Here is an 11,296-nt window from a genome sequence, read left to right on the forward strand (position 1 = left end):
GAACTGGGCTCCTGCTTTCGCAGGAACACGGTGCACCTTCAACCAGCGAAGCGGCAAATGACCGCGCGCCGCTATCACCCCTTGTTGATTCCGGGCCTGTTGCTGCTGGTCATCCTTGCGGCGTTCGGATCGGTTATGCTCGGCGCGGTGGCGCTCAGTCCGGGGCGGATCGCGGCCGTGCTGACCGGGGGGGGCGATGAGATTGCCCGTGCCATCATCATCGACCTGCGCTTGCCGCGCATGCTGCTGGGGTTGATCGTGGGCGCGATGCTGGGCGTTTCGGGTGCGGCCTTGCAGGGCTATTTGCGCAATCCGCTTGCCGAACCATCGGTGCTGGGCGCGTCCAATGCGGCGGCGCTGGGGGCGGTGTGCGCGCTCTATTTCGGGCTGGCGCAACTGCATCCGCTGGCGTTGCCGGTGCTGGCCATCGGCTCCGCGCTGATCGCGATCGGCGCGCTGTTCCTGTTGTCGGGATCGGCGGAAAGCCCGCTGACCCTGATCCTGGCCGGCATTGCGGTGGCGACGCTGGCGGGGGCGGGGATCAGCCTGTCGCTGAACCTGTCCCCCAATCCCTTCGCGGCGATGGAAATCATGAGCTGGCTGATGGGGAGCCTGGAAAATCGCAGCTATGACCATGTCTGGATCGCGCTGCCCTGCGTCGCGATCGGCGCGGCGCTGCTGATCGCGGATGGACGGACGCTGGACGCGCTTACGCTGGGCGAGGAAGGCGCGCAGGCGCTGGGCGTCAACCTGTCGGCGGCGCGATTGCGGATGATGCTGGGCGTGGGCGTGGGTGTGGGCGGCGCGGTGGCGGTGTCGGGGGCGATCGGCTTCGTCGGGCTGATCGTGCCGCATCTGGTGCGGCCGCTGACCGATCGGTCGCCTTATGCCGTGTTGCTGCCCTCCCTGCTGGGCGGCGCGGCGCTGTTGACGCTGGCGGATATTGGCGTGCGGCTGATCCCGACCAGCAGCGAACTCAAGCTGGGCGTGGTGACGGCGCTGCTGGGCGTGCCGGTCTTCCTGATCCACCTGATGCGGGAGAAGCGCCTGTGGTGACGTTGCGCGCAGACAGTCTCTCCGTCCGCCTCGGTCGCCATGCGGCGGTGCGCGATGTGGATGTGACGCTGACGCCGGGCGCGCTGGTCGGCATCATCGGTCCCAATGGCGCGGGCAAGTCGACGCTGATCCGGGCGCTGCTGGGCCTTGCCAAGCCGCAGGCGGGGCAAGTGACGATCGACGGGCAGGATGTGGCGCAGCTCGATCGGCAGGCGATCGCGCGGTCGGTTGCTTATCTGCCGCAGGGCCAGACTTTGCACTGGCCGCTGAGTGTCGAGCGGCTGGTGGCGCTGGGTCGGTTGCCGCATCTGGGGCCGTTGTCCCGCCTGACGGCTGCGGATGAGGCGGCGATCGAGGCGGCGATGGCGCGGGCCGATGTGCTGCATCTGAAGGGCCGGGTCGCGACCGAATTGTCGGGTGGCGAGCGGGCGCGGGTGTTGCTGGCGCGGGCGCTGGCGGTGGGCGCGCGGGCGCTGATCGCCGACGAACCGCTCGCCGCGCTCGATCCGGGGCATCAGATCGATGTGATGGACCTGTTGCGGGAGGAGGCGCGGGCCAAGGCGCTGGTGGTGACGGTGCTGCATGATCTCAGCATGGCGGCGCGCTATTGCGACCGGCTGCTGCTGATGGAGGGCGGTGCACTGGTCGCCGATGGCGCGCCGATGGAGGTGCTGACGCCGGAGGCGCTGGCGCAGGTCTATGGCGTGACCGCGCGGATCGAGCAGGCGGGCGATGGTCCGATGATCCTGCCAACGGGACGGGTTCGATAAACCCGCCCCATGGCGGAAATATCAATCCCCGAAGCCGCGCGGCGCGGGATCGACAACCGTGGATGCGCCGGCGCCCACTTCGTTTACTTCCAGCGCGCGTTCGGCGACGCCCTGCCGGTTGAAGCGAAACGCGCCGTCAATGCCGGAAAAACCGCCCGCATCGCGCAGCCGAGCGGCGGGGAAGGGCGTGCCCGGTTTCCAGTCCTGCGCGATCCGCACCGTCAGCAGCACCGAATCATAGCCGAGCGAGGACAGGCGGAAGGGCGCTGCGCCATAACGGGCGCGATATTTGGTTGCGAGCTGGCGATAGAGGGTGTCGGACACGCTGGCGAACCACGCCCCGCGCAGCACGGGGCTGGCGGCCAGCGACGTGTCGGTGTTCCACAATTCGGTGCCCAGCAAGCGGGCGGTGGCGCCGCCATTCTTGCGTACGATCGGCGCGACCTGGAGCGCGACACGGCCGCTGTCCGCGATCAGCAGCGCGTCATAGCTGGACGACGCCTGCAATTTCCTGACCGCCGCCGTGATCGATGCGGGCGAGCGGTCGAAGCTCTGCATCGACACTACGGTTGCGCCGGCCTGCTCCACCGCGCGCAGCAGCGCATTGCCCGCCCGTTCGCCATAGACGCCGCGCGGCACCAGCGCACCGAAGCGGGTCAGCCCCTTGTCCTTAGCGAAGCCGACGACCCGGTCGATCGACTGGGCGGTGTTGTAACCCAGCACATAGACACCGCTGCCCGCAATGCTGGCATCGTTGGAGAAGCTGATGACCGGCACATTGGCCTTTGCGGCGATCGGGCCGATGACGCGGGCGTCTTCGGCCAGCAGGGGGCCAAGGATCAGGCGGTTGCCGTCGGCCAGCGCCTTGTTCACCGCAGCCGCCGCACCCAGCGCGGTGTCATAGGTGGTGATGCGCACCCGGTCCGTCTTAGTATCCAGCAGCGCCAATGTGGTGGCGTTGGCGATCGACTGGCCAACCCCGGCATTGGTGCCGGTCATCGGCACCAGCAACGCGACCCGATGGCGCGTGGCGTCGGACGGCAGGCCCTGGACGACTTCGGGGCCTGTCGGCTGGGCGGGGCCGGTCGGCGTGGTCGGTGCTGGCCCCTTGGGCACGATCGACTGACAGGCGGCCAGGAACAAGGCCGCGCCCATGAAGGCGATCCGCGCCCCCCTTTTTGCGGCGGCGAACATGTTTGCTTGCCGGGGGGCATCCGTCTCTGTCATCTGGCGTCCTTATGGAAACTGAACCTTCTGGGCTTGAACCCGGGCTTTATATCGTGGCTGGGCCGATCGGCAACCTTGCAGACCTTACGCCGCGCGGGGCGGAAGTCCTGCGACTGGCCGATGTGGTCGCCGTGGAAGATACACGGGTGAGCGCGCGGCTGCTGCGCCATGCCGGGTCCGACCGGCCGATGCTGCCCTATCATGATCATAGCGCCGATCATGTCCGCATCCGCCTGATCGAGCGGATGGCGAGCGAATCGGTGGCTTTGCTGTCGGATGCGGGGACGCCGCTGATTTCCGATCCGGGGTATAAGCTGGTGCGTGATGCGCGGGCGGCGGGGCGGAAGATCACGACCCTGCCCGGACCCAGCGCGGCGATCGCGGCGCTGACTTTGTCGGGCCTGCCGACTGATCGCTTCCTGTTCATGGGCTTTTTGCCCAACAAGGCGAAGGCGCGGGGCGATGCGCTGGACGAGGTGGCGGCGCTGCGGGCGACTCTGGTCTTCTATGAAAGCGGACCGCGCCTGTCGGAAAGCCTGTCGGCCATGGCGGCGCATCTGGGCGATCGGGACGCGGCGGTCAGCCGGGAAATCAGCAAGGCCTATGAGGAGACGGCGACCGGCACGCTGTCCGAATTGTCCGCCCGCTATGCCGATGCGCCGCCCAAGGGCGAGATCGTCGTCATCGTTGGGCCGCCGGGCGAGGCGCCGCCCGCCAGCGCCGAGGAGGCAGACGCTGCCCTGCTGGAGGCGATGACGCGCCTGCCGGTGTCCAAGGCGGCGGGGGAAGTGGCCAAGAAACTCGGCCTCGACCGGCGGACGCTCTATGATCGGGCGATGGAATTGAAAGGGTGAGGAAACAGCAGGCGGAGAAGCGCGGGCGGCAGGCCGAACGCATCGCCGCCTGGTGGCTGCGCCTGAAAGGCTGGCAGATTGTCGGCCGGCGAATGCGGACCCCGGCGGGGGAAGTCGATCTGGTCGCGCGGCGCGGATCGATGATCGCCTTTGTCGAGGTGAAGGCGCGGGGGAGCGCGGCGGAACTGGACGTCGCCATCGATGAAAGGCGGCTGGCGCGGGTGGCGGCTGCGGCCGAAATCCTGTGGCATGATCTGGCAAAAGCGGGGGATGACATGCGAATCGACGTCATCCTCCTTGCGCCGGGCCGCCCGCCACGCCATCTGGCCAATGTCTGGCATGGGGGGTGACTATCCCTGCCATCTATCAATCCCGTTCATTTCGAGCGGAGGTTCGAGCGAAGCCGAGAACCGAAGTCGAGAAAGCGTTCTCGACAGACGCTTCTCGACAGGCTCGAAGCTGCTCGAACCGAACGGTTTAAGGGAAAGATACGCATGACCCAACTCAACCCCCTGACCGTTGCCATGCAGATGGACCCGATGGAAGGGATCAAGATCGGGGGCGATTCGACCTTTCACATCATGCTGGCGGCGCAGGCGCGGGGACATCGGCTCTATCATTATCTGGCGCCCGACCTGACGTTCCGCGATGGCCGCGTGCTGGCCAAGGCCCGTCCGGTGAATGTCCAGAAGGTACAGGGCGATCATTTCGCCTTTGGTCCCGAAGAGATGCTGGACCTGGGCCGCGACGTCGATGTCGTGTGGATGCGGCAGGATCCGCCTTTTGACCTCAGCTACATCACCGCCACCCATTTGCTGGAGCGGGTGCAGGCGGAAACGCTGGTGGTGAATGATCCCGCCAGCGTCCGCAACGCGCCCGAAAAGCTGTTCGTGCTCGATTATGCCCGCTTCATGCCGCCGACCATGATCACCCGCGATCTGGCCGAGGTGAAGAGCTTCTTGGCCCAGCATGGCGAGATCGTGGTGAAGCCGCTCTATGGCAATGGCGGCGTGGCGGTGTTCCATGTCGGCAAGAATGGCGCGAACCTGTCGTCGCTCGTGGAACTGTTCAAGGCGTCATGGGTCGAGCCTTTCATGGTGCAGGCCTTCATCCCCGGCGTCGCAGAGGGCGACAAGCGTATCGTGCTGGTCGACGGCGAAGTCGCCGGTGCGGTCAACCGTATCCCCGGTGCGGGCGAAATCCGGTCGAATCTGGCGGTGGGCGGATCGGCGGCCAAGACGCAACTGACCGACAAGGAGCGGGAAATCTGCGCCGCCATGGGGCCGGAGTTGAAGGCGCGCGGCCTGCTGTTCGTGGGGATCGATGTGATCGGCGGCGAATGGCTGACGGAAATCAATGTGACCTCGCCGACCGGGATCGTGTCGATCGATGCATTCGACGGCACCGACACCGGCGGCATGATCTGGGACGCGATCGACGCGCGGCTCGCGGCGCGGGCAGCGGCCTGATCCTGATGCACACCGTCCGTCATGCCAGTGAAGGCTGGCATCTCTCTTCTTGTTTCGAGGTGGAGCAGAAAAGTGAGATCCCGGCGTTGGCTGACGCCGCCCTTCGGGTCGCCGGGATGACGGGGTGTGGGAAGAGGCGATGACCGACTGGGTTCTCCGCCTGATCGACGCGGGGGGATATTGGGGCATCTTCTTTCTGATGATCCTGGAAAATATCTTTCCGCCGATCCCGTCCGAACTGATCATGGGCATTGGCGGCATCCGCGTCGGGCAGGGGCGGATGGATATGGAATGGCTGCTGCTGGCGGGCACCATCGGCACCACCATCGGCAATTATTTCTGGTATCTGGTCGGCCATATATTGGGCTTTCATCGCCTCAAGCCGCTGATCGACCGCTATGGCCGCTGGGCGACGCTGGAATGGCGCGATGTCGAGGCGCTGGACCATCTGTTCGGCAAATATGGCCAGATCGTCGTCTTCATCTTCCGCTTCATGCCCGCGTTTCGGACCATGATCTCGCTGCCCGCAGGGCTGTTCCGCATGGGGCATGTCCGCTTCCTGTTGTGGACAACGGCGGGCGCGTTGGTGTGGAATGTCATCCTAGCCTATGCCGGCTATGTGCTGGGGCAGAATTTCCGCCATATCGACCATTATGTCGGGCCGGCCGCGACCGTCTGCGTGGTGGGGGCGGTCGTCATCTATCTATGGCGGCTGGCGACCTGGCGGCCGCGCGGCTGACGGGTCAAAAGGGCAGCTTCATCCGCACCATCACCCGCTGCGACGTGGTGCCGTTGCCGAAACTTTGACTGTCGACATGCACATCGCCCTTCGCCTTGCCGAACAGACCGAATTCGGCGCGGCCCAGCGGCGGGCCGTCATCTTCGGGCAGGCGCTCGATGCGCTGGCTCTGCTTGCGCGCGGTGACGACGATGGCGTTGGCGTCGGGCGAGGGCTTCACCTTTGCCAGATCGAAGTCGGGCGGAATCTCGGCCGCGCCCACACTCTGTAACGCCAGTATCAGACGCAGCATCATGCCTTTCCCTTCGATGGGGTAGGCCGCAGGCTTGCCGTCAAATGCGGCGGATATGAGGCCCTTTCACGCTCTGGGATGGGCGTTGCGATAAATGTCGAGCAGATGGGCGGCGTCGACCTGGGTGTAGATTTGGGTCGAGGACAGGCTGGCATGGCCCAGCAATTCCTGAAGGCTGCGCAGGTCCGCGCCCCGGCCGAGCAAATGGGTCGCGAAACTGTGACGCAGCGCATGCGGCGTCGTCCGGTCCGACAGGCCCAGCCGGCCGCGCGCGCCCTGCACCGCCCGGCGGATCAGCGCGGCGGACAGCGGGCCGCCCCGTGCGCCGCGAAACAGCGGCTCATCGCGCGCCGGGGGATAGGGGCATTGGTCGATATAGGCGTCGATCGCCTGCCGCACCTGGGGCAGCAGCGGCACGATCCGCGTCTTGTTGCGCTTGCCGGTGACGCGCAGCGTGTCGCCCAGCGGGACGATGTCGCCGTTAAGGCCCATCGCCTCGCCAATGCGCAGCCCCGCGCCGTAAAGCAGCAGCAGCACCGCCCAGTCGCGCGCGCCGATCCAGTCCTCCCGCGCGGTTTCGGCAATGTCCTGCGCCAGCGCGACCGCTTCGTCTGGCGAGACGGGGCGGGGCAGGCCGCGCTTGACCCGCGGGCCTTTGAGCTGGGGAATATGGGCATCATCGCCCCCGATGAATTTCAGGAAGCCGCGCACGGCGGAGAGTTCCCGCGCCGCCGACAGGTTGCCGATGCCGTCCATCCGCCGGCTGGTGAGGAAGGCGCGCAGGTCCGCCTGATCCAGACTGGCGAGCGTCGGCGCGCTGATCCGTTCGCCGCGATGTTCTTCGAGAAAGGCGATCAGCCGTTCGGCGGTGGCGACATAGGCGCGCACCGTATGGACCGAGCGCCGCCGGTCGAGGCTGAGATGCTGACGCCAGCGTTCGGGGAGAGAGGTGGTCATAGGGGACAGTCCGCGCTTAACTTCGCATATTTCCCGCAAGATTCGACATTTTGGACCAAGATGGTGAAATTTTGTTGCGAGGGGCTTCGGGTGGAGGAGGGGCGCGGCGCGGACATGCCGCAAGACTAGCAAGGTCGCGCGACATAGGACAGATGGGTGGCCGGGATGGGTGGGTAGCGGACTGTCTTGTTTTCACCGTCGTCCCAGCGAAGGCTGGGATCTTAGGCCACGTAGCGCGGCACCTCCTGTGACCCCAGCCCTTCGCTGGGGTGACGGCAGTGGCCGCTCACGGTCAGTCCCCACATCCACCAGACACAAAAAAGACGGCAACCCTCGCGGGCGCCGCCTCTTTGTCCGGCTGGACCGGATCGGTTCGCCCCGCAGCGCGTGGCCGCGGGGCTTTTCCGATTACTTCAGCTCGACGGTCGCGCCGGCTTCTTCCAGCTGCTTCTTGACCTTCTCGGCCTCGTCCTTGCTCACGCCTTCCTTGATCGCCTTGGGCGCGCCTTCGACCAGAGCCTTGGCTTCGGTCAGGCCCAGGCCGGTGATGGCGCGGACTTCCTTGATGACGTTGATCTTCTTGCCACCGTCGCCGGTCAGGATCACGTCGAATTCGGTCTGCTCTTCAGCAGCGGCGGCGGCGGGGGCGCCAGCAGCCGGGCCAGCGACGGCGACGGCAGCGGCGGCCGAAACGCCCCACTTTTCTTCCAGAGCCTTCGACAGCTCAGCGGCTTCGAGGACGGTGAGGGCCGAGAGCTGGTCGACCAGAGCGTTGATGTCTGCCATGATATATTTCCTTTTTTGGGGCGAAATGCCCCGTCAGATTTGGGTCAAAAAAACGAAGGAGCGACGGCTCAGGCCGCTTCCTTCTCCGCATAGGCGTTGAAGACGCGCGCAAGCTGCGCAGCCGGCGCCTGGGTGACGGTTGCGAGCTTGGTAGCCGGGGCGACCAGAAGGCCGACCAGCTTCGCACGCAGTTCATCCAGCGACGGCATCGACGCCAGGGCCTTGACGCCCTCCGCATCGAGCAGCACTTCGCCCATCGCGCCGCCAACGATCTCAATCTTGTCGTTGGTCTTGGCGAAATCGATCGCAACCTTGGCGGCGGCGACCGGATCGACCGAGGAGGCGAGGCCAACCGGGCCGGTGAGCAGGTCGCTCAGGCCGGTGTAGCTGGTGCCTTCGAGGGCGATCTTGGCGAGGCGGTTCTTCGTAACCTTGTAGGAAGCCCCTGCTTCGCGCATCTTCTGGCGCAGGACGGTCGACTGGGCGACGGTCATGCCGAGGTTGCGGGTCACGACGACCACGCCAACTTCTGCCAGCTCTGCGTTCAGCGCGGAAACGACCTCAGCTTTCTGATTACGATCCATGCCATTACTCCACTTCATGTTCGCTTCGCCGGGTTTAGGAGCCAAGCGAACGGCTAAAACCCACGCCTTGCGGCATGGGGCACTAAGTCCGAAGGGGAGAGGTCGACTGGCCCGTCCATAAGGAAACAGGCAGACCCGAATCGGGCGCATGACCCGTCCGGTAAAGAACTTTTCCCCGTCTAGGCTGGAGATTAAGAAGGGCAAATTCCCTTCACCAACTGTCTCGGACGGAGGGTTCCGAGGAACCCGCTGGGCGCGCCTTTAGGGGAAAGGAAGGGAAATGTCACGCGGAAAGTGGGGTTGCTCGCAGGATCACGATTGCGCGCCAGTGGTGAAGTCCACACCGTTGACGGCGGATTGGGGGCGCAAAATGTTGAAAATAGAAGAGGGGGCGTTGATTGGGCGACACTTGGGCCATGGTAGCAAGTCCCATGGGTCACGTCGACGCGAGCGCGGCGCTTCTGGTTTTGGATGCGATGGGGCGCAGTTCGCTTCGCCGGGTATGCCGCAATTAGGTGAAATTGATGAAGCCTTTAAGGGCCTTGTTCATGACATTGCGGGAATTGAGTTCGAACACTCCTAAGCCATTATTGGAACCATTGACATTAGTATTGCCTTCAACGGTCTTGAGCGCTCCGCCGGATGACTGCCGCACAAAGCCCGTATGGCCCGCACCTCCGCCATGATCGAGGATGAATACCATGCCCGGAGCGATCAGCGAAGGATCGGCGATTGCAGCTGCCCGCGTAATGAGGCGCGTCGGCTCCTTCTTTTTGGTACGGTTCCAAGCATCCAGGCAGCCAGCCGTTTTGGGAAAGGGAGTGGTGCCATTGCCCGCCTGAAGGAAGCACCAGTAGACGAACGCCATGCACCAGAAGAAGCCGGGTTTTCCGTCAATCAATTGGAGGCCGGCTGCCCGCTGATATTTGTCCACCATATCGCCGCGATTGAAGCCCAATGGTTGCTCCATAACGCCTAGTTGGGAAATGGCGATGCCAAGGGCCAGGCCGGCAATGCCTGTGGGAGGCGCATTCACGGCCTCTGCGCCGAACAGCGAGCCCCATGTCATGCGCCCGATTTCGCCATCGATCTCCAGCGGTCTGCCGAAGATGTCTACATTCTGGGTCTGGTAGAGCTTTACGAGCGACTTGAGATTGTTATCGAATATTCCCGGCTTGAGAGGTGTTTGAGTAGCATAACCTCTGCCGGCCAGTGCGGCGACGATCTCCGTGACCAGCAACTTATTGGTTTCTCCAACCTTGATGATGTGGCCTGGGAATGGCATTTTTCGTCCTTTCCTTTTTGATCATTCGATCCGGTTCAACCTGTCATCTGTTGAGGCGTGTTTTCCCATGTGCCTCGACCGGGGCTGGAGGCGCGCCGAATTTATGTCATGTTGGGTCGCACGATACTCTGGAACTCCGCGTCTTCGCGTAGAGCACCCAGATCATCGTCAAATCCTTGCGGGTCGCTGATCTGCCAGAGTTTCGAGCGGAAACTTGGCGATATCTCGACGGCCTTACGGGCGGCATAGAGAACTGCGGCACGCTCGGCTGCGCGCTCATCCCCGGTCGCCACCTTCAGTGCCTGTCCGTGTGCTGCTGCGAGGTAAAACCAGTATTCCGCGCGATTGATCGCGTCGGTAGATCGTAGTCCATCAGCCATTTTTATCGCCGATAGATAACCCATGGGCTGATAAAGGGCATCGTTCATGACTGCCAAGGCGTCTTCGACCGAAGGAGCGGCCGCCGCGGCAACGGCTCGGGTTGCCCGGTTGTCGATCGGAAGCTGTTCGGCGACCTGTTTCACAGTCTCGATATCATGCGCCAGCTTGACGACGGGCGAATCATCAAGGCTGTTAAAATTCTGTTCGATCACAAGAAACTGCGGGGATATCATAACCCGGGTAAAGACATAGAAATAGACAAAACCCATGGCGAGGCCGACGACCAGCAGCATGGGGCCGATCACCGGCAACAAGCCCGCCTGGTAGCCCGACTGGTCGGGGTAGAGATTTGCATTCGTCGCCAGGAATAGCCGGAACGATGTGAGCGCGGTGTCGATGTTGCCGAGTTGGGTCAGTCCAACTCCGACCAGCATTGTCGTCAGCCAGTCGGAAACCTTTTCCAGATTATTGTTGCTGTTGAGCAGACGACGTTTTTCAGCTTTGTCCCGATCCTTCTCGGTGTCGCTGGAGGTAGGTGACAATGCGTCGATGGTCGCTGCTTCGACCTGCGATGCCAGTCGCGGAATAGCGAAAAGAAAACCAATGCTTCCGCCAATTGCCATGGCTGATGTGAGAATCATTAGGCAGATACCGCTTAGTCCTGCCATTCCCCTATACCGCGAGAGCATGATAGCGATAAAGATGGTTACTACCATCGCTATCAGATGCCAGAGCATTGGTGGCCAGTTCCAGCTGTCATTTTTCTGAAAATTGCCTGGATCTGCTCGTTCGTTCAACCAAGCCTCAAACATTTCGCATACCCCCGCGCGATATGTTGATAGTTGCCTGATATGCTCAGGCGAATCGATAATATTATTATCGAATGTTTTTCATCA

The 11,296-nt window shown here is 63.7% G+C and carries 13 protein-coding genes; 6 read left to right on the forward strand and 7 right to left on the reverse strand.

The genetic code is table 11. From position 1 onward, the window contains the following. Positions 1–57: 57 nt before the first annotated feature. Both ACFOKF_RS05655 and ACFOKF_RS05660 read left to right on the forward strand, forming a co-directional pair. Positions 58–1,056, forward strand: coding sequence for a FecCD family ABC transporter permease (locus tag ACFOKF_RS05655; protein ID WP_380793885.1), 999 nt, complete (start codon positions 58–60; stop codon positions 1,054–1,056). Then, positions 1,050–1,826: an ABC transporter ATP-binding protein gene (locus ACFOKF_RS05660; protein ID WP_380793887.1), complete on the forward strand. Its 777-nt coding sequence runs from the start codon at positions 1,050–1,052 to the stop codon at positions 1,824–1,826. Before ACFOKF_RS05655 ends, ACFOKF_RS05660 begins: the two co-directional genes overlap by 7 nt. Positions 1,827–1,847: 21 nt before the next feature. Here the strand turns inward: ACFOKF_RS05660 and ACFOKF_RS05665 are convergent, their stop codons facing one another. Beyond that, complete coding sequence (locus ACFOKF_RS05665) at positions 1,848–3,053, reverse strand: penicillin-binding protein activator (RefSeq protein ID WP_380793889.1); 1,206 nt, start codon at positions 3,051–3,053, stop codon at positions 1,848–1,850. Positions 3,054–3,064: 11 nt separating this feature from the next. Between ACFOKF_RS05665 and rsmI the strand changes: the two genes are divergently transcribed. The 4 genes from rsmI to ACFOKF_RS05685 all read left to right on the forward strand — a co-directional run bounded on the left by rsmI (position 3,065) and on the right by ACFOKF_RS05685 (position 6,115). Next, on the forward strand, positions 3,065–3,907 hold the full coding sequence (gene rsmI, locus ACFOKF_RS05670) for a 16S rRNA (cytidine(1402)-2'-O)-methyltransferase (RefSeq protein WP_380793891.1): 843 nt from the start codon (positions 3,065–3,067) through the stop codon (positions 3,905–3,907). After that, positions 3,904–4,257 (forward strand): YraN family protein, encoded by a 354-nt coding sequence (locus tag ACFOKF_RS05675; RefSeq protein WP_380793893.1) that lies wholly within the window; start codon positions 3,904–3,906, stop codon positions 4,255–4,257. Before rsmI ends, ACFOKF_RS05675 begins: the two co-directional genes overlap by 4 nt. Before the next feature lie 144 nt (positions 4,258–4,401). After that, complete coding sequence (gshB, locus tag ACFOKF_RS05680; protein ID WP_380793895.1) at positions 4,402–5,376, forward strand: glutathione synthase; 975 nt, start codon at positions 4,402–4,404, stop codon at positions 5,374–5,376. A 139-nt stretch (positions 5,377–5,515) separates the two neighbouring features. Beyond that, positions 5,516–6,115, forward strand: a complete 600-nt coding sequence (locus ACFOKF_RS05685) for a DedA family protein (protein ID WP_380793897.1) — start codon at positions 5,516–5,518, stop codon at positions 6,113–6,115. A gap of 4 nt (positions 6,116–6,119) precedes the next feature. Here the strand turns inward: ACFOKF_RS05685 and ACFOKF_RS05690 are convergent, their stop codons facing one another. The 6 genes from ACFOKF_RS05690 to ACFOKF_RS05715 all read right to left on the reverse strand — a co-directional run bounded on the left by ACFOKF_RS05690 (position 6,120) and on the right by ACFOKF_RS05715 (position 11,212). Next, on the reverse strand, positions 6,120–6,410 hold the full coding sequence (locus tag ACFOKF_RS05690) for a hypothetical protein (protein WP_380793899.1): 291 nt from the start codon (positions 6,408–6,410) through the stop codon (positions 6,120–6,122). Between the two features lie 63 nt (positions 6,411–6,473). Further along, on the reverse strand, positions 6,474–7,364 hold the full coding sequence (locus ACFOKF_RS05695) for a tyrosine recombinase XerC (protein ID WP_380793901.1): 891 nt from the start codon (positions 7,362–7,364) through the stop codon (positions 6,474–6,476). A 408-nt stretch (positions 7,365–7,772) separates the two neighbouring features. Further along, positions 7,773–8,150, reverse strand: a complete 378-nt coding sequence (gene rplL / locus ACFOKF_RS05700; RefSeq protein ID WP_046761890.1) for a 50S ribosomal protein L7/L12 — start codon at positions 8,148–8,150, stop codon at positions 7,773–7,775. A 68-nt stretch (positions 8,151–8,218) separates the two neighbouring features. Beyond that, on the reverse strand, positions 8,219–8,734 hold the full coding sequence (rplJ, locus tag ACFOKF_RS05705) for a 50S ribosomal protein L10 (protein ID WP_298396340.1): 516 nt from the start codon (positions 8,732–8,734) through the stop codon (positions 8,219–8,221). Positions 8,735–9,245: 511 nt separating this feature from the next. Beyond that, positions 9,246–10,019, reverse strand: a complete 774-nt coding sequence (locus tag ACFOKF_RS05710; protein WP_380793903.1) for a CHAP domain-containing protein — start codon at positions 10,017–10,019, stop codon at positions 9,246–9,248. A gap of 101 nt (positions 10,020–10,120) precedes the next feature. Further along, complete coding sequence (locus tag ACFOKF_RS05715) at positions 10,121–11,212, reverse strand: hypothetical protein (RefSeq protein WP_380793905.1); 1,092 nt, start codon at positions 11,210–11,212, stop codon at positions 10,121–10,123. Positions 11,213–11,296 lie beyond the last annotated feature (84 nt).

Source organism: Sphingobium rhizovicinum (genome assembly GCF_042647625.1).
GTDB lineage: Bacteria > Pseudomonadota > Alphaproteobacteria > Sphingomonadales > Sphingomonadaceae > Sphingobium > Sphingobium rhizovicinum.